The 20,898-nt window shown below is 54.7% G+C and carries 21 protein-coding genes; 12 read left to right on the forward strand and 9 right to left on the reverse strand.

Features of this window, described 5'->3' with window-relative positions; translation table 11 throughout:
* The first annotated feature begins 15 nt into the window (after positions 1-15).
* From mnmE to J0X12_RS03980, 5 genes are all read left to right on the forward strand, one after another.
* On the forward strand, positions 16-1,347 hold the full coding sequence (gene mnmE / locus J0X12_RS03960; protein WP_207042466.1) for a tRNA uridine-5-carboxymethylaminomethyl(34) synthesis GTPase MnmE: 1,332 nt from the start codon (positions 16-18) through the stop codon (positions 1,345-1,347).
* A 148-nt stretch (positions 1,348-1,495) separates the two neighbouring features.
* On the forward strand, positions 1,496-3,358 hold the full coding sequence (mnmG, locus tag J0X12_RS03965; protein ID WP_207042467.1) for a tRNA uridine-5-carboxymethylaminomethyl(34) synthesis enzyme MnmG: 1,863 nt from the start codon (positions 1,496-1,498) through the stop codon (positions 3,356-3,358).
* A complete protein-coding gene (rsmG, locus tag J0X12_RS03970) occupies positions 3,351-4,007 on the forward strand; it encodes a 16S rRNA (guanine(527)-N(7))-methyltransferase RsmG (protein ID WP_207042469.1) in 657 nt (218 codons plus the stop codon). The genes mnmG and rsmG overlap by 8 nt, the downstream gene beginning before the upstream one ends.
* Positions 4,000-4,815, forward strand: coding sequence for a ParA family protein (locus J0X12_RS03975; RefSeq protein ID WP_207042470.1), 816 nt, complete (start codon positions 4,000-4,002; stop codon positions 4,813-4,815). Before rsmG ends, J0X12_RS03975 begins: the two co-directional genes overlap by 8 nt.
* Positions 4,816-4,837: 22 nt before the next feature.
* The gene (locus J0X12_RS03980; RefSeq protein WP_207042472.1) at positions 4,838-5,965 is read left to right on the forward strand and encodes a ParB/RepB/Spo0J family partition protein; all 1,128 of its coding nucleotides are present in this window, start codon (positions 4,838-4,840) and stop codon (positions 5,963-5,965) included.
* Between the two features lie 8 nt (positions 5,966-5,973).
* Here J0X12_RS03980 and J0X12_RS03985 read toward each other — a convergent pair whose 3' ends face one another.
* Entirely contained in the window at positions 5,974-6,891 is a 918-nt protein-coding gene (locus J0X12_RS03985) for a LysR family transcriptional regulator (protein ID WP_207042474.1), read from the reverse strand.
* A gap of 150 nt (positions 6,892-7,041) precedes the next feature.
* Between J0X12_RS03985 and J0X12_RS03990 the strand changes: the two genes are divergently transcribed.
* Both J0X12_RS03990 and J0X12_RS03995 read left to right on the forward strand, forming a co-directional pair.
* The gene (locus tag J0X12_RS03990; protein ID WP_207042476.1) at positions 7,042-7,287 is read left to right on the forward strand and encodes a hypothetical protein; all 246 of its coding nucleotides are present in this window, start codon (positions 7,042-7,044) and stop codon (positions 7,285-7,287) included.
* A complete protein-coding gene (locus J0X12_RS03995; protein ID WP_207042479.1) occupies positions 7,280-7,828 on the forward strand; it encodes a GNAT family N-acetyltransferase in 549 nt (182 codons plus the stop codon). Before J0X12_RS03990 ends, J0X12_RS03995 begins: the two co-directional genes overlap by 8 nt.
* Positions 7,829-7,871: 43 nt before the next feature.
* Here J0X12_RS03995 and J0X12_RS04000 read toward each other — a convergent pair whose 3' ends face one another.
* From J0X12_RS04000 to J0X12_RS04025, 6 genes are all read right to left on the reverse strand, one after another.
* Complete coding sequence (locus tag J0X12_RS04000) at positions 7,872-8,492, reverse strand: pyridoxamine 5'-phosphate oxidase family protein (protein WP_207042481.1); 621 nt, start codon at positions 8,490-8,492, stop codon at positions 7,872-7,874.
* 54 nt (positions 8,493-8,546) lie between these two features.
* Positions 8,547-9,191 carry an HAD family hydrolase gene (locus J0X12_RS04005; protein ID WP_207042483.1) on the reverse strand — a complete coding sequence of 215 codons (645 nt, stop codon included), beginning with the start codon at positions 9,189-9,191 and terminating at the stop codon, positions 8,547-8,549.
* Between the two features lie 3 nt (positions 9,192-9,194).
* A complete protein-coding gene (holA, locus tag J0X12_RS04010) occupies positions 9,195-10,214 on the reverse strand; it encodes a DNA polymerase III subunit delta (protein ID WP_207042485.1) in 1,020 nt (339 codons plus the stop codon).
* A gap of 4 nt (positions 10,215-10,218) precedes the next feature.
* A complete protein-coding gene (lptE, locus tag J0X12_RS04015; RefSeq protein WP_207042487.1) occupies positions 10,219-10,719 on the reverse strand; it encodes an LPS assembly lipoprotein LptE in 501 nt (166 codons plus the stop codon).
* A complete protein-coding gene (gene leuS / locus J0X12_RS04020; RefSeq protein ID WP_207042493.1) occupies positions 10,706-13,264 on the reverse strand; it encodes a leucine--tRNA ligase in 2,559 nt (852 codons plus the stop codon). The genes lptE and leuS overlap by 14 nt, the downstream gene beginning before the upstream one ends.
* A 112-nt stretch (positions 13,265-13,376) precedes the next feature.
* The gene (locus tag J0X12_RS04025) at positions 13,377-13,922 is read right to left on the reverse strand and encodes a DUF3576 domain-containing protein (protein WP_207042494.1); all 546 of its coding nucleotides are present in this window, start codon (positions 13,920-13,922) and stop codon (positions 13,377-13,379) included.
* Positions 13,923-14,250: 328 nt separating this feature from the next.
* Between J0X12_RS04025 and J0X12_RS04030 the strand changes: the two genes are divergently transcribed.
* The 5 genes from J0X12_RS04030 to J0X12_RS04050 all read left to right on the forward strand — a co-directional run bounded on the left by J0X12_RS04030 (position 14,251) and on the right by J0X12_RS04050 (position 19,433).
* Positions 14,251-15,318 (forward strand): porin, encoded by a 1,068-nt coding sequence (locus J0X12_RS04030; protein ID WP_207042495.1) that lies wholly within the window; start codon positions 14,251-14,253, stop codon positions 15,316-15,318.
* 420 nt (positions 15,319-15,738) lie between these two features.
* A complete protein-coding gene (locus tag J0X12_RS04035) occupies positions 15,739-16,806 on the forward strand; it encodes a porin (protein ID WP_207042496.1) in 1,068 nt (355 codons plus the stop codon).
* A 114-nt stretch (positions 16,807-16,920) separates the two neighbouring features.
* Entirely contained in the window at positions 16,921-17,757 is an 837-nt protein-coding gene (locus J0X12_RS04040) for a sulfotransferase domain-containing protein (RefSeq protein ID WP_207042497.1), read from the forward strand.
* Between the two features lie 37 nt (positions 17,758-17,794).
* Positions 17,795-18,634: a sulfotransferase domain-containing protein gene (locus J0X12_RS04045; protein ID WP_207042498.1), complete on the forward strand. Its 840-nt coding sequence runs from the start codon at positions 17,795-17,797 to the stop codon at positions 18,632-18,634.
* 103 nt (positions 18,635-18,737) lie between these two features.
* The gene (locus J0X12_RS04050) at positions 18,738-19,433 is read left to right on the forward strand and encodes a YggS family pyridoxal phosphate-dependent enzyme (protein WP_207042500.1); all 696 of its coding nucleotides are present in this window, start codon (positions 18,738-18,740) and stop codon (positions 19,431-19,433) included.
* On the opposite strand, the gene J0X12_RS04055 is transcribed toward J0X12_RS04050, so the two are convergent.
* Both J0X12_RS04055 and J0X12_RS04060 read right to left on the reverse strand, forming a co-directional pair.
* Positions 19,434-19,949 (reverse strand): L,D-transpeptidase family protein, encoded by a 516-nt coding sequence (locus J0X12_RS04055; RefSeq protein ID WP_207042501.1) that lies wholly within the window; start codon positions 19,947-19,949, stop codon positions 19,434-19,436.
* Between the two features lie 48 nt (positions 19,950-19,997).
* Positions 19,998-20,861, reverse strand: coding sequence for a hypothetical protein (locus J0X12_RS04060; protein ID WP_207042503.1), 864 nt, complete (start codon positions 20,859-20,861; stop codon positions 19,998-20,000).
* Between the last annotated feature and the right edge of the window lie 37 nt (positions 20,862-20,898).

The following is a 20,898-nucleotide window of genomic DNA, read 5'->3' on the forward strand; positions in this document are numbered from 1 at the left end:
TGGCGATATACAGCAATGAATTTTTCCGAAACCATCTTCGCACTGGCAAGCGGGCGAGGTCGCGCGGGCGTGGCTGTCGTGCGGATTTCCGGCCCCGGCGCCATGGCGGCTTTAGAGGAGCTGAGCGGACAATCCAGGCCGGAAGCGCGCCGGGCAGTTCTGCGACCGCTATATCGGTCAAAAGATAAATCACTTATAGATCAATCACTTGCTATATCTTTTCCAGGCCCAAAAAGCTTTACGGGAGAAGATGTGGTGGAGCTGCATCTGCATGGCGGGCCCGCTATTCTGGCGGCATTGTTTGCTGAACTGGCGGCTTTTCCCGCTTTTCGCCCGGCGGATCCGGGTGAGTTTACCCGGCGGGCGTTTGAGCACGGGAAAATGGACCTGACAGAAGCAGAAGGGCTTGGTGATCTCGTGAATGCGGAGACGGAGGCACAGGCCCGTCAGGCCCTTCGTCAGATGCAGGGAGAACTGGGGCGGCTATATGACGGTTGGCGGGAACAGCTGATTTCCTCCCTCGCGCATCTGGAGGCGGATATCGACTTTCCGGACGAGGATCTGCCCGATGGTGTTGCGGCGGCCATCGCGCCGAAGATTGCGGCATTGCGGGGAGAGATTGAAAGTCATCTTGCCGATGGTCACAGGGGAGAGAAAATCCGCGATGGTCTGGATGTGGTGATCCTGGGGCAGCCGAATGTGGGAAAATCAAGCCTTCTGAACGCACTTGCAAGACGGGAGGCGGCGATTGTTTCCGATGAGGCGGGGACGACCCGGGATATCATTGAGGTACCGATGGACCTTGCGGGGTATCCTGTAACTATCGTGGATACGGCTGGATTACGGGACTCCGAGAACGTAATTGAGCGTGAGGGCGTCCGTCGGGCACGGGATCGGGCGAAAAAGGCGGATATCCGGCTTTTCATGACAACCGCCGATGCGCCTGATATTCCGTCCGAGTTTGCCGACCTTTTTGAGGAAAGTGATTACCGTCTTGTCAACAAGTCCGATCTCGCTACGATCGGGATAAAGGAAAACGCAAAGTCCCGGATATTTTCGCTGTCCGTGAAAACCGGTCTTGGTGTTGATGGTTTGATGACGGCCCTTGAGGCGGATGTGACCCGCCGGCTTGATCTTTCAGGCGCGCCCGCACTTACCCGGTTGCGACATCGGCAGGCGCTGGAGGAATGTGTAGCCGCGCTTCAACGATTTGAGGCGGCGCGGGAGCCCGAACTCGCGGCGGAAGACGCGCGACTCGCTGTCCGGTCTCTTGGGCGGATTACCGGCCGTGTTGATGTGGAGGATATTCTTGACGTTATTTTCGGTGATTTTTGTATTGGAAAATAGGGCGGCGGGCAGATGTTTCACGTGAAACATCTCTTGGGAAGATGGAAATCAGTGTTTCACGTGAAACATTCAAAGAAGTCCCTTTTCCCGGCTTGTCAAAAACCGTGACTCTCTATATGTAAGGCATCCTATTTATAAGGGTTTGGTCATGAGCGGATATGATGTAATTGTCATTGGCGGGGGACACGCGGGCTGCGAGGCCGCGGCGGCTTCTGCGCGCCTTGGGGCAGCGACCCTCCTGATTACCCATAAACTGGAAACCATTGGCGAAATGTCCTGTAATCCCGCGATTGGGGGATTGGGCAAGGGCCATTTGGTTCGGGAAATTGATGCGCTTGACGGGGTGATGGGACGCGTTGCCGATGCTGCGGGCATCCAGTTCCGTCTTTTGAACCGCCGAAAAGGGCCCGCAGTGCGGGGACCACGCGCACAGTCCGACCGGAAACTCTATCGGCAGGCCATGCAGGCGGCGCTTGCGTCCCAGGATAATCTTGACATTCGTGCCGCCGCTGTCGAGGACCTGATTGTTCGGGACGGCGTTGTGAGGGGCGTAATCACCGGCGACGGTGAGGAAATTCCCGCCGGAAAAGTAATTCTGACCACGGGGACCTTCCTGCGTGGACTTATTCATATGGGCGAGAAGAAGATTCCGGCAGGCCGGATTGGTGACGCGCCGTCCAATGGCCTCTCCGTTACTTTGGAACGGGCCGGATTTGAGTTGGGTCGGTTGAAAACCGGGACGCCTGCACGTCTGGACAGAAAAACCATTAACTGGTCCATTCTTGAAGAACAGCCGGGAGACGAAGTACCGGTACCGTTCTCTTTCCTGACGACGGAGATTTCGACCCCGCAGGTAAATTGCCATATTACCGGCACCAGCGAGGAAACCCATCGTATTATCCGGGATAATTTGCATCGGGCCCCGATGTATTCGGGACAGATTGAAGGGACGGGGCCTCGATATTGCCCCTCTATCGAGGATAAGGTTGTTCGTTTCGCGGATAAAACAAGCCACCAGATTTTTCTGGAGCCGGAAGGGCTTGATGACGATACGATCTATCCGAATGGAATTTCCACTTCCTTGCCGGAAGACGTCCAGATGGCGTTCCTGCGCTCCATTCCCGGACTAGAAAAGGTCGAATGGTTCCGCGCGGGCTACGCCATAGAATATGATTTTGTTGATCCGCGGGAGCTAAAACCCACTTTAGAGACGCGTAAGCTCAAGAATCTTTATCTTGCCGGGCAGATTAACGGGACGACAGGCTATGAGGAAGCGGCGGCCCAAGGCCTGATGGCCGGTTTGAATGCTGCGCGGAATGCCGGGGGCGGGGATGATATCATTCTTGATCGCGCGGATGCCTATATAGGGGTAATGATTGACGACCTGGTAACGCGGGGGACAAAAGAACCCTATCGTATGTTTACCTCTCGCGCAGAATATCGCCTGATACTTCGTGCTGACAATGCAGATCAGCGCCTGACGGGGCTCGGGATGGAAATCGGCTGTGTGGGAACTGGCCGTGGATTGCAGTTTACGGAAAAGCTGAAAGACCTGGAAAAGGCCCGGTTGCTTTTCGGAACCCTCAATCTAACGCCAAATGAGGCCCGCCGTCATGGACTTAACGTCAATCAGGACGGCGTTCGCCGGACGGCGGCCAGTCTGCTTGCCCATCCGGATATTGATTTAGGGGACATTGCCCGTATCTGGCCGGAGGTAAAGGAAATAAAGGCTGATATTCTGGAACAACTTGCCATTGATGCTCAGTACAGCGGATATCTGGAACGCCAGAAATCCGATATTCAGGATTTCCGCAAAGACGAGGCCCTACAGCTGCCAGAAACCCTTCGCTTTGAGCAGGTTGCCGGTCTGTCGAACGAAGTACGGCAAAAACTTATTGATGTCCGACCCACGACACTGGGGCAGGCCGCCCGAATTTCCGGGGTAACACCCGCGGCGCTGACGGCGTTGTTGTCCCATGTAAAGCGCGGCGCGCATCGCCAGCATGGCTGATGTACCTTCTCCTCTCGGCCCGGAGGGGTTCCAGGCGGCCACCAATGTTTCACGTGAAACATTGGACCGTCTTACGGTTTATGCGGAGCTTCTTAAAAAGTGGCAAAAAGCCATCAACCTTGTCGGCAAGTCTACCCTGAAGGATCTCTGGCGCCGGCATATGCTGGATAGCTTCCAGTTACTTTCCCATGTGGATCGAGCAAACGGAAGTTGGATCGACCTTGGGAGTGGGGCAGGGTTTCCCGCCTTGGTGGTCGCGATTTGCAGTGAATTCGATGTTCACGCCCTTGAAAGTGACCAGCGTAAATGCCTTTTCATGAGTAATGTTTCACGTGAAACATCCGCCAATCTTACTCTTCACCGGGGGAGGATCGAGGAAATTACCCCGTTTTCTGCTGATATTATCTCTGCCCGAGCCCTGGCCCCCCTCGACAAACTGCTTGACCTCGCGGCGCCCTTTGCCCATGACGCGACAGAAATTCTGTTTTTAAAGGGACAAGATGTAGATGAGGAATTGACCAAAGCCTCTAAATGTTGGATTATGGACGTCGAAAAACGCTGTAGTTTAACAAGTGAAGACGGCTGCATCCTTAAAATCACGGGATTACGCCGCCGATCATCGTCAGGAGAGGCAGAAAATCATGAGTAAGGATGTTGCAAGTCTTCGAAAATCGGCAACGGCGCGTATTCTGGCCATAGCCAACCAAAAAGGCGGTGTCGGTAAAACCACGACAACCATCAACCTGGCAACTGCCTTGGCGGCGGTCGGTCAGAGGGTCCTGATTGTGGATATTGATCCGCAAGGAAACGCCAGTACCGGTTTTGGTATCGGCCGCGAAGACCGCGAACATAATGTTTATGGTGTCCTGATGGGGACAACGCCCATTCAGACGGCGATACACAAGACAAATATTCCCCAACTCGACCTGGTGCCGTCCACGGCGGACCTATCCGGGGCAGAATTGGAACTGATTGAGCTGCCACGTCGCAGTCACCGTCTTTATGATGCGGTCTCGGAAGTGCGCGGCGACTATGATTATATCCTGATCGACTGCCCGCCGTCACTGAACCTCCTGACCCTCAATGCCATGGTGGCGGTACATGCGGTTGTTGTACCGCTGCAATGCGAGTTTTTCGCGCTCGAAGGGCTCAGCATGCTGATTAAGACGATTGAAAGAGTGCGATTGACCCTTAATCCGGCACTGGAAATCCAGGGCGTTGTCTTGACCATGTTCGACAAGCGGAATAATCTCTCCCTGCAAGTGGCGCAGGATGTGCGCGATTTTCTCGGTGACAAAGTATATCGGACCGTCATTCCCCGGAATGTGCGGATTTCGGAAGCGCCCAGCCATGGTAAGCCCGTGCTGATCTACGATCATCGCTGTGCCGGCAGCCAGGCCTATATCCGCCTCGCCAGTGAAGTGATTCGACGTGAACGCCATCTGAACGCAGCCTGACGGGCTGGAATGTGAATAAGTGATGTCAGACGATACCTCAAAAAAGAAACTGGGGCGGGGATTGTCCGCCCTGCTTGGCGACGATGCGGCGACGGACTACGCCGATCTCGACAAGATTCGCTCGACCAAGGAAGTGCCGGTGGAGCAGCTGCGTGCCAACCAGTACCAGCCGCGCCTCGACTGGGATATGGAGGCACTGGATAGCCTTGCCGCCTCCATCGCCGAAAAAGGGGTTCTGCAACCTATTCTGGTGCGTCGCAATCCGGGCAGCTACAGTGAATATGAGATCGTCGCGGGCGAACGCCGCTGGCGCGCGGCGCAAAAGGCCCAGCTTCATACTGTCCCGGTCATCATCAAGGAATTGACCGACGCAGAATCGATGGAAATTGCGCTGATCGAGAATATCCAGCGCGAGGATCTCTCCCCAATCGAGGAAGCGGAAGGCTACAAACGGTTGATGGGCGAGTTTGACCATACCCAGGAAAGCCTGTCACAGCATGTGGGGAAAAGCCGGACACATGTGGCCAATATGATGCGCCTGTTGACCCTGCCAGGGTCCGTCCAGACACTGGTGCGGGAAGGGAGTTTGTCCGCGGGGGCGGCGCGCGCCCTGATCAATCACGAGAATGCAGAAAAGCTCGCGAGGAAGATCGTCGACGAGGGATTGAGTGTCCGGGCCGTTGAAAAACTGGTAAAAAAGGGCGACAAAGCGGATCAGGATACGACGACACGGCCGCGCACCGCCAAGTCTTCCCGGATGGAAAAGAGCGCAGATGTGCGGGAACTTGAGGATGATCTCACCAATGCGATTGGTATGTCGGTGGAGATCAATCACTTTGCCGATGGTCGGGGCACGGTGACCATCCATTACGGAAATCTCGACCAACTGGATGATGCCTGCCGTCGCCTGACACGGGAACCACTGCCGACACTTCATGACTCCAGGGAAGAAGACCCGATCGAGGAAGGGGATGACCTTAGCGATGAGTTTGACGCCTTTCAAAAAGACGCCGACGCTGAAGACAACGCGCTGGAAGAGACCCCGGTCGATCCCGCTCCTGAAAAACCGGACGACAAGGATGACGGTGAGCCCGAATATGATTACGATGATGAAATCAAGGGCGCCCTTGGCGACGCGCTGAAAGAGTAATTCAACTTTCAGATGTTTTCGATCAGGTCCAGTCGGGGCAGGGGCCGAAAGTGTTCCACCAAATAATCAATAAAGACGCGCACTTTCGGGGACAGGTTTCGCTTGTCTGAATAAACCGCGAAAATGTCCGTAGGGTCCTCTTCATACTCCGGCAGGAGGGTGACCAGACGCCCGGCGGCGATATCCTGCTCCACCAGGTAGGATGATAGCTGGGCAATCCCGAGGCCGGCTAAGGTCGCATGATAGACCGCATCCGCACTATTAGAATCAAAATTGCCGATTGCGGTAAAGGTCCATGTCTTATCACCAAGATTGAAGTGCCAATCATTCCAATGACTTACTGTAGAAACACGCAAACAGTTGTGATTCTTGAGGTCCTCCGGCTTTTCAGGCCGTCCATACCGGGCAATATAGGACGGCGCCGCGCAGAGCAGGCGTTTGCTACTCGCAAGCTTGCGGGCGACCAACGATGTATCTGTAATCTGTTCAGCAATGCGAATTGCCACATCATAGTCGGAATCAGAAAGATCAATCGGCCGGTCCGTAACTTCAAAAGTCACTTTCAGCATTGGATAGCGGGCGGTAAAAGTGGGAATTAGGGGCAGAAGTCGCGCTTTTCCAAAGGCCACCGTCGTGGCAACCCGCAGATTCCCTTGTGGCCGGCCGCTGAAGGATTGCGCAAGTTCCTCCGCACGATGGACTTCGGCCGAAATTCGCGCGCATCGCTCATAGAATGTCCGCCCCTCCAGCGTTGTGGAGACATGACGGGTGGAGCGGTTAAGGAGCCGAACGCCAAGTTTGTCTTCAAGATGGCTGATTTGCTTGCTCACTGCGGACGGCGTGAGACCAAGACTGCGCGCGGTCGCTGAAAAACTGCCATGATCCACCACATTGGCAAAAAGGATCATCTGACTGGCGATATCCATATGCCTATATCCTTACCTATTCCTCTCAGGCAAAGCAGCTATGACCAGAATTGCCCTTATCAAATGCCGCAACGCAACATATGTTGTTGCAGTGCACCATAAATATGGATGCAGACTATATATTTCGCAAGATTAAAAGAGGAAATTTCGATGACTGATTTGTTACAAGACAAAACGACAGGAAATATCACACTTGCGGACATCGACAGCGGCGTTCGGGAGGCGCGGCGGCTGAGAAGTGAAGAAATTCACCGGCTGCTCGGAGTTGCCAACATGTGGGTCCGCAAAGAAATTAACGAATTTTTCCGGTATGCCAAGCGTCTTGGTACCTGGTTGATCCATAAACTGGAGACCATGACCCTACGGCACCAGCAGACACGGGTGCATTATGACTAAACCCCTGGAATCTGCGTTTCTACCGCCTCGACAGGATTTTTTAACCCCGATTTTCCGGGAGTTGCGCCCGTCAGAGCATGAGCTGTTGCAGGGACACCTGCTCCGGTTAAGTTCTGACAGCCGGGCGAAGCGATTCTGCAGCCCTTTTTCAGTGCAGTTGATAGAGAAATACTGCCGGAACGAAGGCCAACCGATGCCAATTATTGTCGGTGCCTTTATCGGGGATACCCTCCGCGGGGTTGTGGAACTGCGGTTTGACCGATCTCGTCCAAGAAATACCGCCGAACTGGCTATAAGTGTCGAGGATGACTGGCAGGACATCGGTGTCGGCACCCGCTTGATGGAGATGGCGCTACACTGCGCCCGTGATAACGGGATCGCCCGGCTTGAGGTGAATTTCCTGCCGCTCAACACAGCAATGCGTCGGCTTGCCTGGAAATTCGGCGCGAATTTCTCCCACCAGACGGGTCTGACAAAGGGACTATTTTCCCTGTCGGACATTGACTATGCGGTTGACGCCGGGTCCAAACGGCCGCAATAGCCCTTGTCTGGTGACCCCGTCCGCCAACTCAACCTGTCATTCCTCAATAGAGGGAAGATTGTTGGCGGGCGGGGAGCTCCGCATCGTAAGAAACGGCATCAAAGTCCGGTTTGGCCGCTTTGGTCATCTGGCCCGCTGTTGGGACGTCCCCTTTCATGAGATGCACCGCCGGATCCCACAGGCGAGAGCGTTTCAGGGCACGGGAGCACTGGAAATAGACCGCCTCGATCTCGACCAGCAGAACCGAGCGTGGCATCGTGGCGCCAACCCTAAAGCTTTGAATTAATTGAGGGTCTACCGTTATCCTTGCGCTTCCATTGATGCGTATGCACTCCTCAATCCCTGGAATCAGGAAGAGCAGAGCCACCCTCGGATCAGAGACGATATTGCGCAAAGTATCGATGCGGTTATTCCCGCGCCGGTCTGGTATGGCGATATGCCGGTCATCCAGCACGCGAAAAAGTTGACCCGGCGCGTCGCCGCGCGGTGAACAGTCGAGCCCGCAGGGCCCTGTACTCGCAAGTGCAAAAAAGGGCGTGTTTTCGATCCATTGACGGTATTCCGGTGTGAGTGCCGGTGTCTCCTTCGCGAGCGAAACGGGATTAACCGTGTCGTACAGCGCTTCCAGAGCCTCTATTGTGGTGATTTCATATGAACTTGGCATTTTTCACCTGATCCAGTAGCGAGACATAACTCTTTTTATCGAAAGCTCGGTTTACTAAAGCATTAGCAGGTCCGGTAACTCATTCATATTATTGAATATTCTTGCGCCAACGGCGGCGAGGTCGGTGCCGTCGTGATGGGGCGCGAAGCCGTAGCAGGGAATACCGGCGCGGGCCGCCCCGGTCGCGCCAAGGACGCTATCTTCGATGACCACGGCGTGGGCGGGTTCAACCTTGAACGCGGCGAGCGCGGCCTGAAACAGCGCCGGATCGGGTTTCGAGGTTTTGAGCGTATGGGCGGAGAACATGGCGCCTTTAAACCGGGGGAGCAGTCCTGTCTGACCGAGGGTGATGGCCATTTTATCCTCGCTCCCGTTAGAGGCGACGCAATAGGGGACACGGGTCTCTTCCAGTCGGTCCAAGATGTCATGGATCCCGGTCATTGCGGGCACGCCTTTCCTGAGCGCCGCAAATTCCTCGGCATAAACCGCCTTAATCCACCCCTCCGGCAAGGTTGCGCCGCGCCTTTTTGCCTCTTTCTCGACATTCACCATGCTCCATCCGGTGAATAGGGCCGTACATTCCTCCGCGGTTAGGGAAAGGCCATGGCGCGTGAGGTTTTCGGCAAGGACAGCGTTGGATGTGGGTTCCGTATCTACAAGGACACCATCGCAATCGAAAATAACGAGTTCGGGGCGCATCTTCTATCGCCGCCGGTTGGCCATGGCAATGCGCATCAAAGCCCGGCGGCAGATGGCTTCATCGGGATAACCCGTTGATTTGCATTTCATTTCTGCATCCAGTGTTATCTCGAGACAGGTTGCAAAATGGGTGCTTGGCTTACCGCCGATCTCGGCCGCCGCCTTTTTCTGGTTGAAAAAGGGAATGCCTGCCTTGCGGATTGCATCCTCGGTTCGGGCGCCGCCATCCCGGATTGCCGCGGCCTTGTGTAACTGCTTAAGCTGGTTCTGGATCATGCGCAGGAAACCGATCGGGCTTTCCCCGGCGGAAAAGGCCTTATTGAGGTATCTTTCCAGCCCGTCGAGGTCCCCAAGCAAGGTTGCGTCGATCACATCGAAGATGCTTTGTGCGGAGGAGTCGCCGATATTGGCGCGCACATCCTCGAGCGTCATCGGGTCCGTCCGTCCCCGCATATAAAGCACCAGTTTCTCCAGTTCCCCGCGGGAGATGGCCCGGTCACTTCCAAGATTTTCACGCAAATATTCTATGACCTCGCGTGAGGGGGAGAGGTTGGCAGCACCAAGCACCTCCTTGATCAGGCCAAGAATATCCTGCGCCTTGTCATGGGCACAGAGCGTCACGACACCATTTGGCGCCTTGTTGATCATCTTGACGAGGGCACTGTCTTTGCGAATGTCACCGGCCTCAATCACCAGGATGCTGTCCGAGAGATCTAGCTCCAACACAGGCTCAATATAGCCTTTTGCGTTGTTATTTGCGCCACGCAGGCGAACGACGCGCTCCCCTCCCATCATGGACATAGCCGATACTTCATCTATCAGGCGTGCCGGATCGGCGGATAGATCGCCGGCCTCCATGTCGATAAAGCGGAACGGATCATCTAAGCTCTCGACGATACTCACACAGAGCGCGCGGGAAAGCTCCCGCACCAGACCTTCATCGGCCCCGAAAAACAGGAAAATGCGGAATTTCGGGTCGCGGGACTTCAGAAAAGCGGGGATTCTACCGCTGGCCAGTTCCACCGGATCACCTGCCTGCGAAAAAGACGGAAAGCTGCTGGTTGATCTGTTCCGCGGCGACGAGGGCTGCGCGTTTCTCCGCATTATTCGCGGCGGCAAGGTTGGCAAATTCCGACTGCACCACGTTGTAGGAGGCAATATTCTGCGTCGACCCGGAATAGATAACCTCCCTGCCAGAGGCATCCGTCAGGCGAAACTGGCTGGCGAGGGTCAGGTTAAAGCGGGTCTTGGTGTCGTCATTCTGGATGGCGAGACCTTCGGACTGGACTTCAATGGTGACGGCAAGCCGGTACGCCGGTGTCGTCGGGATGCCCCCCGGATTGGCGAGGTCGAGAAGCTCGTTCCGAAGGATTTGCCCGGTGCGTCCCTTAATCGGTTCCACATAGATCTGCGCGAGCTTTTCCTGCACGCCGGCGTTGCGGGTGGCGCTGCCATAAAGCGGCTGAAACCCGCAGGCAGCGACCAGGCTGGATATCAGCAGGACAAGGGTTACCCTAAATAACGACATTGACGATCCGGTTCGGTACAACGATGACTTTGCGAATGGCATTTTCGCCGATTGCATTCTGGACTGATTTTTGCGCCAGTGCAATTTCTTCCACTTTCGCGGCCTGCTCATCGAGTGCCACCTCTATGGTGGCGCGCAGCTTGCCCTTGACCTGTACAGCCATGGTAATCCGGTCCTCAACGATCAGGGCTGGGTCTGCCTGCGGCCAGGCAGTATCAACCAACATGGTGTCATGGTCCAGCATCTGCCAGAGTTCCTCGGCGAGGTGGGGCATCATTGGGGCGATTAGCTGGACAATGATTTCCATGCTTTCACGGAGCGCCCATCTCGCGCCGTCATTCTCCTCGAACTTATGCTCGCTGAGCGCCTTCATGAACTCATAAATGCGGGCGATGGCGTTGTTGAAATGCAAATTCTCGATATTGTCCGTGACTTGGGCCACGGTCTTATGGGCGGCCTTTCGCAACTTCACCGCACCCTCAGAAAAGTCACCAGGCATTGCCGCGCCCGTGGCGGCGGCCATGTCCAGGTTTTCCGAGATATATCGATGAAGCCGCTGCACGAAACGCCAGGCGCCGGTTGCTCCCGCGTCGGTCCATTCCATGTCGCGATCTGGTGGGCTGTCTGAGAGAACATACCAGCGCGCCGCATCGGCGCCGAATTTCTCGATAATCGCGCCGGGGTCGACAACGTTTTTCTTGGATTTCGACATCTTCTCGACGCCACCGACGGTGACGGGCTTGCCGGTTGCCAGCTCGATCAGCTCTCCGGCATCGTTATGGTCCACCTCGTCGGGCAGCAGCCATTCGCCGGTTGCGGATTTATAGGTCTCATGGGTCACCATGCCTTGTGTGAAGAGACCAGCAAAAGGTTCCTCTACATTGGACCAGCCGGTTTGCATCATCGCGCGGGAGTAAAAGCGCGAATAGAGGAGATGCAGGATCGCATGCTCGATTCCGCCAATATACTGATCGACAGGCAACCAGTAGTCGACCTTGTCCCGCTCCACCGGCTGATCGGCGCGCGGCGAACAAAACCGTGCAAAATACCAGGAACTGTCGACAAAGGTGTCCATTGTGTCGGTTTCGCGTGTCGCCTCTCCGCCGCAGCTGGGGCAATTTACGTGCTTCCATGTCGGGTGATGATCGAGCGGATTACCCGGTTTGTCGAAGGTGACATCGTCGGGGAGCTTGACCGGAAGGTTTTCTTCCTTCTCCGCAACGGTGCCGCATTTTGCGCAATGGATCATCGGGATCGGGCAGCCCCAGTAGCGCTGACGCGAAAGACCCCAGTCCCGCAGGCGGTAATTGATCTTCTCCGTGCCCTTGCCCATTTCCTCAAGCCGGCGGATAATCTCGGATTTCGCGGCCTCAACCTCCAACCCGTTCAGGAAATCGGAATTGATGATTTTTCCGGGGCCGGTGTAGGCCTCATCGATGATTTCCGGTGTTTTATCATCTGGAGATACAACGGGGGTGACTTCCAGGCCGTATTTCCGCGCAAAATCCAGGTCGCGCTGGTCATGGGCGGGACAGCCAAAGATCGCGCCTGTGCCATATTCCATCAGGACAAAATTGGCGACATAGATCGGCAGGGTTTTGCCCTCAATGAAGGGATGGGCGACCTTAAGTCCGGTATCGACGCCTTTTTTCTCTGCTTTTTCAATGGCTTCCTCGCTGGTGCCCATCTGGTGGCATTCAGCGACAAAGGCGGCGACTTCCGCATTGTCCTTGGCCAGCCGCTGGGTCAGCGGATGATCGGCGGAAACCGCCATGAAGCTCGCCCCGAAGAGGGTGTCCGGGCGTGTGGTGTAGATATTAAGCGGGTCGTCCTCCCCGAGGATGTCGAAAGCAACATGCGCACCCTGTGATCGTCCGATCCAGTTCTGCTGCATCAGACGCACGCGATCGGGCCAGCGATCGAGTTTGTCGAGCGCGGTCAAGAGTTCCTCGCTGTAGTCGGAGATGCGGAACATCCATTGATCCAGCTTGCGTTTCTCGACCACGGCGCCAGAGCGCCAACCCTTGCCATCGATCACCTGTTCATTGGCGAGCACGGTCATGTCGATGGGATCCCAGTTGACCCAGCTTTCCTTGCGATAGACCAGGCCTTTCTTGAAGAAATCGAGGAACAGCTTCTGCTGGTGCCCGTAATAGCCGGGGTGGCAGGTGGCGATTTCCTTGCTCCAGTCGAGGGACAATCCCATGCCTTTCAGCTCATCCCGCATATGGGCGATATTGGCATAGGTCCAGTCTGCCGGATGGACACCCTTGTCACGGGCGGCATTCTCGGCGGGCAGGCCGAAGGCGTCCCAGCCCATGGGATGGAGAACATTAAAACCTTGCGCCTTCTTATAGCGCGCCACCACGTCGCCCATGGTGTAGTTGCGGACATGGCCGATATGGATACGTCCCGACGGGTAGGGAAACATCTCCAGCACATAGTATTTCGGCTTGGCCGGATCGGCCTCCACCTCGAAACTCTTATGTTCTGCCCAGCTGGACTGCCATTTGGCTTCTACTTCTTTTGCATTATAGCGGGACATAGCTGTTTCCCGTTCCATTCTGATCTGTGTGTCTAAAGGGTGTCTGTGCCCGTCTTCCTGATCTTTTGGAAAGATTGGTGATTAACTGCGTGCGGGCCCGGTTCTTATAAGGTTATTCGCCTTCGCGCGCTACCCTGAGTTCGCGTGCCTTGGCAAGGATGGCATTTTCAAGATCCGCCGTGACCTTGGGGGAGAGCGGTACGGCAATCCACTGGTTCACCGTATCAAGGTTCTGCTTAAAGGCGGTCACCCGAATTCCGTCTGCGCGCAGGCGCCGGTCAAGAATGTAGACCGTAACCTTGAAACGCTCGTTCGGTGACTCTGCCGTCGAGTACCAGTCGGTAATGATTACGCCGCCAAAAGGGTCGGCCGAAGAGAGGGGCATGAAAGAGATGGTGTCGAGAGACGCGCGCCAGAGATAGGCATTCACCCCGAGACCGCTGCCACCGCCAACACCGTCCTGAAGTTCCTTGTCATCGCCGCCGAACAGACCGCCCTTGCCGAAGATCGTTTGCTGATCCTTTGCGCCGGTCTGGTACACGACGCCGCGGTTGGATTCCGGGAAACTGGATTTCGCACTCAAATCAGATTCACAACCCGTCAGCAATAACGCCAGGCAACAGCCTGCTGCCACCGCATATAATTTTTGTCGTGTCATATCTGTCAGAATCCTCATTTCTTCTGGCCACTAAACGCTCGAATTAGGGCGAAATCATGAAAAGGAGAGTTTATGCCAGCTTTCCGTCTTTGAGAACAGGAGAAAATGGCCGCTAACCATTATATAGCAGGAACTTTATGACCGGACAGAATTTGTTGTCACAAAAAGTTCATGGGAAAGTTTGTGATGCTAATCACTAACTAATCCGGGTTCGCTTGACGAGACATGCGTCAATCCTCATTACTGCGCAAGACCGCTGGAGTACGTCGGTCATTTTCTTTTATTTTCAATCTACTATGCAGCCGGTCACGAGCTGCCAGGAGTCAAAATGAAAAATGCAGTTTTGGGTACGACAGCTCTCGTCGCTGTTGGTGCACTAGCCGCCGCACCAGCCTCCGCCGCTGAGAAAATTCAGCTCGGAGTTGGTGGTTACATGCAGTCCACATACTTCTATCAGGACAGTGATGAACCCGCAGGCACTCCGTCCCGTATTTCCGATAAGGTGACGCAGGAAGGCGAAATCTTCTTCACCGGTACCACGACTTTGGACAACGGTCTGAAATTCGGCGTCAACGTTCAGCTTGAAGCCTATACCTCTACAGACCAGATCGACGAAACCTATATCTTTGTTGAAGGCTCATTCGGTCGTGTGCTTCTCGGGTCCGAGAACAGTGCCTCATACCTGATGCACTTTACCAGCCCGTCACCTGTTCCAATGTTCTCTGCGGATTCGAACAACGTTGCTCCGACAGGACAGGCGAATACGACTTATAACAATATGTTCTCTGATGCGGACAAGATCACCTACTTCACGCCGCGTTTCGCCGGCTTCCAGTTGGGTGCGTCCTATGTTCCGGACGGGAATGCGGAAACAGGTTCAAACGGCAATGCGTTTAGTGCGCCACTCTATGAAGCTGGTCTTGACCGCGGTTACTCTGTCGCCGTCAACTATGTCAACAAGTTCGGCGAAGTCGATCTTGGCCTGTCTGCAGGTTATGAGCAGGCGGAAGTCGCGGCCGCATCTGAAGACCAGAAAGCCTACAGCCTTGGTGCAACGGTCGGATTTGCCGGCTTTACTGTTGGTGCCGGTTACGCAATGGATAAGGATCTCGCAGGCGTTTCCGACAGCGACAGGAAGGCCTGGTCCGCCGGTGTTAAATACGGCATGGGCCCTTGGGCTGTTGGTGTACAATACTCGAAAACGACCGTTGAACCTGCTGCCGGAGCAGACCAGGATGCCACGACATGGGTAATCGGCGGCCAGTATGCCCTCGGCCCGGGAATCACGGCGTTTGGTGGTCTTGAAATCGACGACAACGACCTGACAGCCAGCACGGCGACCCGCATGGCCGGAAAAACGAATACTTTCTTCGTTGGTACAGCGGTCAATTTCTAATTCTCCAGCGTCTTGGAGAGACTGGGAAGAGGGCAGAGATTCTGCCCTCTTTTTTGTTGGTCACAGATTCTGGTGTGCCGTCCGTTGATTTACTCGTTATGCCAGTGCGGGCCGTTTGACTCCGAAAACAAGGTAATAATATGGCCACAGGGATCATCGCTCCATTCAGGCGCTAAAAACTCATGAAAACAATATCGTTATGCCTTTTTCCTAATACGGCATCACGGATACCCATCGCGAACCATGGCCCAAATGTGACTTTTAAAGCACAGTCCGGCAAATTTGGTAAAAACGCCATCGTCTTGCGCTTGACCGGATAGCCATTAACCTTCTTTACTCCCTCTTGACTAACGGGCCAATCGGCCTTGCGTCTGTATTTTAATCTTAGTTCTCTGGCTTTCTGAGCAGAGGGGAGACAAAATGAAAAAAGCAATCTTGGGTACAACAGCGCTTGTTGCCGTTGGTGCACTAGCTGCAGCACCGGCATCCGCTGCTGAAAAAATTCAGCTTGGTGTTGGCGGCTACATGCAGTCAACCTATTTCTATCAGAGCGCTGACGAGCCAGCTGGCACGCCTGCTCGTATCGACGATAAAGTAACGCAGGAAGGTGAAATCTTCTTCACCGGTTCAACAACTTTGGACAACGGCCTGAAATTCGGCGTCAACGTTCAGCTCGAAGCTTATCAGTCTACTGACCAGATCGACGAAACCTACATCTTCGTAGAAGGTTCATTCGGTCGCGTTCTGCTCGGTTCAGAAGACTCAGCTGCTTACCTGATGCATTACACGAGCCCGTCACCGGTTCCAATGTATTCCGCTGACTCAGCTAACATCTATCCGACAGGCCAGGGCAACACGACTCGCCCGAACATGTTTGCTGATACCGACAAGATCACCTACTTCTCGCCGCGTTTCGCTGGCTTCCAGTTGGGTGCTTCTTATGTTCCAGACGGAAACTCTGAAACAGGTTCAAACGGTTCTCAGTATGCAGCTCCGCTTTACAAAGCTGGTCTTGACCGCGGTTGGTCAGCAGCTGCCAACTATGTCAACAAGTTTGGCATGGTAGACGTTGCTGTTTCTGCTGCTTACCAGGAAGCTGATGTAGCTGCTGCTAGCGAAGACCAGAGCGAATACAGCTTCGGTGCTTCTGTTGGTATCGCTGGCTTCACCGTTGGTGCTGGCTACGGTGTTGACCGTGACATCGGCGGCGTAAAAGACGTAGACAACAAAGCATGGTCCGCTGGCGTAACTTACGGCATGGGCCCATGGTCAGTTGGTGTTCAGTACTCCAAGTCTACAGCTGAGACACCTGGTGCAGCTGATGCGGACCAGACAACTTGGCTCGTCGGCGGTCAGTACACACTCGGACCGGGAATCACCGCATTCGGTGGTTGGCAGTATGACGAAAACGACCTGACTGCAAGTACAGCTTCTCGCATGGCAGGCGACACCAATACATTCTTCATTGGTACAGCTCTCTCCTTCTAATTTGAAGGAACTTCGAGATCGAGGAGGGCAGGTTTTCCTGCCCTCCTTTTTTGTTGTCCGCAGGTAGCGGTTTGACTATTTTACTATCGAAAACCTTCTTTTTCGGGATGCGTTATGGGCGGAATAATCTGGTTGGCTTCCTACCCCAAGTCGGGAAATACATGGACACGAACTTTTATAAATAATCTGGTGCTTGATCCTGAGAAGCCGGTTGATATCAATGTGCTTTCCGACCTGACTCCGGGCGATGCCCGAAAGTCCTGGTACGAAAAGGCGGGCGGGATGCCCTATCACCGATATTCGATGGGACAGGTTGTCAGCTTGCGACCCAAGGTTCATCAGCTGATCGCTGACCTGCAGGAAGACAAGGTCTTTGTAAAGACGCACTCGATCTATGGCCAACTGCATGGCGTTCCTCAAATCACCATGGAGTGCACCGCCGGCGCGATCTATGTTATCCGCAACCCGCTGGACGTGGCAATTTCGGTATCTTCTCATTTCGGGTTGACGATCGATGGCGCCATCCAGTTGATGAATGATCCGAACGCTTTCCTGGATGAAGCGCCGACACTTGGAAACATTCGCCAGTATTTCGGGTCGTGGTCAGGCCATGCAAATTCCTGGACGCATTTTGACCGCGAAAGAATGCATGTCGTACGGTATGAGGATATGCAGGAAAAACCTGAAGAAACCTTCACGGCGATGGTCAAGTTCCTCGACCTCGACTTACCGGAGGAACGCATCAAAAAGGCGATCGAGTTTTCCTCCTTCGATGTGGCCCGCAAGCAGGAAGATGAAAAGGGCTTCAAGGAGCAGTCGGCGATGAATGAGAAATTCTTCCGCGTCGGAAAATCCGGGCAGTGGAAGGACATCCTGACCGACACACAGGTTGACCAGATTATCAATAACCATCGGGTGACCATGAAGTATTTTGGTTATCTGCCGGATTAACCCAGTAAGTTAATACTAAAATCGGAAAGCTGTACCTATGGGCGGAATTATCTGGCTGGCCTCTTATCCGAAATCCGGAAATACCTGGGTGCGGACTTTTCTGCATAACCTGCTGCTCAATGCCAACCGGCCGGCGGATATAAATGAGTTGACCAAGTTCACAATCGGGGATGGCAACAAGGTCTGGTATGAACAGGTCACGGGAAAGCCTTATAGCGATCTGTCGGACGAAGAGAATGCGGCCCTGATCCCGAAAGTTCACCAGGCCTACGCCCGGACACGCCCTGATTCCGTATTTGTCAAAACCCATAACTGGCTCGGTAAGAAGCATGGGATCCCTTTGGTGACGCCTGAATTTACCGCCGGGGCCATCTATATTGTCCGAAATCCGCTGGATGTGGTGATTTCCCTGTCCGATCATTACGGCATGACGATAGATCAGGGCGTTGATATGATGAATGATGTGGCGGCCTATAGCGGGGAAACGGATCGTAAAGTGCCCGATTTCCTGAGTTCCTGGTCAAACCATGTTACTTCCTGGCAGGCGATGGATAAATCCGCGCGCCATATCCTGCGTTATGAGGATATGCTTTATAAGCCGGAAAAGACGTTCAGCGAACTTGCGAAATTTCTCGGTCTAAGGCCACCCAAGGAACGGCTGAAACGGGCGATCAAGTTTTCGTCTTTTGAGACGTCGCGGAAACTGGAAGCGACAACCGGCTTTAACGAGCGATCGGACAAGGCGGAGAAATTCTTCCGTGTGGGCAAGGCCGGGCAGTGGAAAACGGCGCTCACACCGGAGCAGATTGAAAAAATTGTCACCGCACATCGTGATGTAATGAAGGAATTCAAGTATCTGCCGCCGGGATATAAGTGACGAAGTTTACATATTTTTAACCATAAACGGCGGTTTTTGCAAAAAATCGGCTTTTATTTTTGGAAAATCACGCAAATTACACCTTAAGCTTGGGGCTGATTAAATGTCATCCGGAACTTCAAATTCAAAGGGCGATATCGCCGCAAATTTCGATGCCATCACGGGGCGGATCCAGGAGACAGCGCGAAAATGGGAGCGGCAAGCGACCGCTGTTGACCTGATTGCAGTCAGTAAACGTCAGCCTGTGTCGGCAATCGAGGCAGCGCTTGCCCATGGGCATCGCCATTTCGGGGAAAACCGGGTCCAGGAAGCGCAGGAGAAATGGCCGGACCTGAAATCGCGGTACACAGATATCGAGCTGCACCTGATCGGACCACTGCAGACCAACAAGGCAAAAGACGCCGTGGCGCTCTTCGATGTCATTCAAACGATTGACCGCCCGAAACTTGCCCGCATTCTCGCAAAGGAAATGACGGCAGCCGGGCGAAACTTGCCTGTTTATATTCAGGTTAATACGGGCAAGGAGCCGCAGAAAGCCGGCATTTTTCCCGAGGATGCGGACGCATTTATCACCGAATGCCGGGAAGACCTTGGGCTCAACGTTATTGGATTGATGTGTATCCCACCGGTGGAGGAACAGCCCGCACCGCATTTTGCGCTGCTTGGGAAAATTGCGGCGCGCAATGGTCTTACCCGTCTCAGCATGGGGATGAGCGCTGATTTCGAGACGGCAGTCCAGTTCGGTGCAACCGCGGTCCGCGTCGGGACGGCTCTCTTCGGGACGCGTAGCGACCCGTAATCAGGGCTCCGGAATATGAATAGCAGTGCGCTCTTCCAGTGCGGCAAGCAACAATAGCAGGTCGTCTTTTTGAAGTGCGACGCAGCCTTCTGTCGGGACGTAGCCCTCGCGCGCCACATGCATGAAGATGCAGCTTCCTGCCCCCGGTATGACCGGATCGTCATTATAGCCCAGTACGACCAGCAGGTCATAGACATCGTCCGTGCGCCAGAGCTGTTCATGACTGGCGCTGAAAGGCAGGCGAACATACTGGTTATAGAGGGTATGATCAGGCGCGTCGCACCAGCCATCGAGAGGATCCATTTCCTCTACCGGAAGCCGGCATTCGGGCGGGCTGTTGAATTTATCCGGCCGATAATAGAGTTTTCGTAACGGAAAACGCCCGGCGGGCGTGGCATGATCTCCTTCACGCTTTGCTGCCGTGATTCCGGCCTTGCCGAGGGCGCAGCCAAACTCATGCCCGCCATAGCGAAGGCGGGCCCGGGACCCATCTATATTGATGATTTCGATATCCATTGAGGAAGTTTACGGCGTCAGGACGCCAAAGTCATCCAGGGAAATAGGTTACGGAGCGGGACGTTCCTGGGGCCAATTGGTGCGATTATCTGGTCGTACAAGCTGTTCGGTCGCAGACGCGGCCTTCTGATAGGCCGCGCTGGCGGCCTTCGCATCCGCCGGCGGAATTTCCAGTGCGGATGGCGCGGTGTTAAAGCTTCTGAAGACAGCGTGAAGCTGCTCTTCCGACAAATTCTGTGTTTTCGCATTTTCTAGCTGCTGCAAAAGTGCCGGTTTGTCACCCTTCCATTCCAGCCCGATGGGGGAAGCTAAGGGGAGTTTCTCGCTGACAGGCATTTCCGGAATATCCTGTGCGGGCGTGACCGGCGCCTCCAGCGGTGCGCTAACAACCGGCGCCGCAGCAACCGGCGCTGCGGCAACCGGCGCTGGGGCAACAGGGGACGTTCTGGTCGCAGCAACTGCGGCATCGGGTGACTCTTCTATCGCGGGCGGCGCGGTGGAGGCGATCATTTCGACGGGTGCTGCTTCGTCCTCGTCTGTGGAAAACAAACTAATCACATGTTCGCCGACATCCTTGCCGGTTGCCTCCTCAACTGCGGAATTAACCAGGGAAACGGCCAATCCTATCGCGCCGCCATAAATGGTTCCGCCAATACTGCGGGCGCCGGGGCTGATTTCATCGCCGGTAATCTCCCGATAGAGGGATGAAATGCCGGGAATATGCTGTAACGGGTTGATGATATCGAGGAAATCGTCGAACCCGAAGCCATCATCCCCAAAGCCGTCTTCATCGGCAACCTTGTTGCCGTTTTCATCGAGGCGTTCCTTTGGTACATACAACGCGACCCGATCGTTCGGCAGGGCCCGATCGAGATAGGCGTAGGGATCATGAGTAACAGCGTTGATCGACATAAATTTCTCCTTGCCCGGTATATGAGCAAGGAGCGTG

Origin of the sequence: Sneathiella sedimenti, assembly GCF_017313765.1 — a bacterium.
Taxonomy (GTDB): Bacteria; Pseudomonadota; Alphaproteobacteria; order Sneathiellales; family Sneathiellaceae; genus Sneathiella; species Sneathiella sedimenti.

What these genes read in the sequence shown, in the direction of transcription:
- J0X12_RS04055 (WP_207042501.1), bottom strand. Translation starts at nt 19,949, where the DNA reads ATGGATATCGAAATCATCAATATAGATGGGTCCCGGGCCCGCCTTCGC.
- rsmG (WP_207042469.1), top strand. Translation starts at nt 3,351, where the DNA reads ATGGCTGATGTACCTTCTCCTCTCGGCCCGGAGGGGTTCCAGGCGGCC.
- J0X12_RS04000 (WP_207042481.1), bottom strand. Translation starts at nt 8,492, where the DNA reads ATGCCAAGTTCATATGAAATCACCACAATAGAGGCTCTGGAAGCGCTG.
- leuS (WP_207042493.1), bottom strand. Translation starts at nt 13,264, where the DNA reads ATGTCCCGCTATAATGCAAAAGAAGTAGAAGCCAAATGGCAGTCCAGC.
- J0X12_RS03980 (WP_207042472.1), top strand. Translation starts at nt 4,838, where the DNA reads ATGTCAGACGATACCTCAAAAAAGAAACTGGGGCGGGGATTGTCCGCC.
- J0X12_RS04025 (WP_207042494.1), bottom strand. Translation starts at nt 13,922, where the DNA reads ATGACACGACAAAAATTATATGCGGTGGCAGCAGGCTGTTGCCTGGCG.
- mnmG (WP_207042467.1), top strand. Translation starts at nt 1,496, where the DNA reads ATGAGCGGATATGATGTAATTGTCATTGGCGGGGGACACGCGGGCTGC.
- J0X12_RS03990 (WP_207042476.1), top strand. Translation starts at nt 7,042, where the DNA reads ATGACTGATTTGTTACAAGACAAAACGACAGGAAATATCACACTTGCG.
- J0X12_RS03985 (WP_207042474.1), bottom strand. Translation starts at nt 6,891, where the DNA reads ATGGATATCGCCAGTCAGATGATCCTTTTTGCCAATGTGGTGGATCAT.
- mnmE (WP_207042466.1), top strand. Translation starts at nt 16, where the DNA reads ATGAATTTTTCCGAAACCATCTTCGCACTGGCAAGCGGGCGAGGTCGC.
- J0X12_RS04045 (WP_207042498.1), top strand. Translation starts at nt 17,795, where the DNA reads ATGGGCGGAATTATCTGGCTGGCCTCTTATCCGAAATCCGGAAATACC.
- J0X12_RS04040 (WP_207042497.1), top strand. Translation starts at nt 16,921, where the DNA reads ATGGGCGGAATAATCTGGTTGGCTTCCTACCCCAAGTCGGGAAATACA.
- J0X12_RS04035 (WP_207042496.1), top strand. Translation starts at nt 15,739, where the DNA reads ATGAAAAAAGCAATCTTGGGTACAACAGCGCTTGTTGCCGTTGGTGCA.
- J0X12_RS03995 (WP_207042479.1), top strand. Translation starts at nt 7,280, where the DNA reads ATGACTAAACCCCTGGAATCTGCGTTTCTACCGCCTCGACAGGATTTT.
- lptE (WP_207042487.1), bottom strand. Translation starts at nt 10,719, where the DNA reads ATGTCGTTATTTAGGGTAACCCTTGTCCTGCTGATATCCAGCCTGGTC.
- J0X12_RS04050 (WP_207042500.1), top strand. Translation starts at nt 18,738, where the DNA reads ATGTCATCCGGAACTTCAAATTCAAAGGGCGATATCGCCGCAAATTTC.
- J0X12_RS04005 (WP_207042483.1), bottom strand. Translation starts at nt 9,191, where the DNA reads ATGCGCCCCGAACTCGTTATTTTCGATTGCGATGGTGTCCTTGTAGAT.
- J0X12_RS04060 (WP_207042503.1), bottom strand. Translation starts at nt 20,861, where the DNA reads ATGTCGATCAACGCTGTTACTCATGATCCCTACGCCTATCTCGATCGG.
- J0X12_RS03975 (WP_207042470.1), top strand. Translation starts at nt 4,000, where the DNA reads ATGAGTAAGGATGTTGCAAGTCTTCGAAAATCGGCAACGGCGCGTATT.
- J0X12_RS04030 (WP_207042495.1), top strand. Translation starts at nt 14,251, where the DNA reads ATGAAAAATGCAGTTTTGGGTACGACAGCTCTCGTCGCTGTTGGTGCA.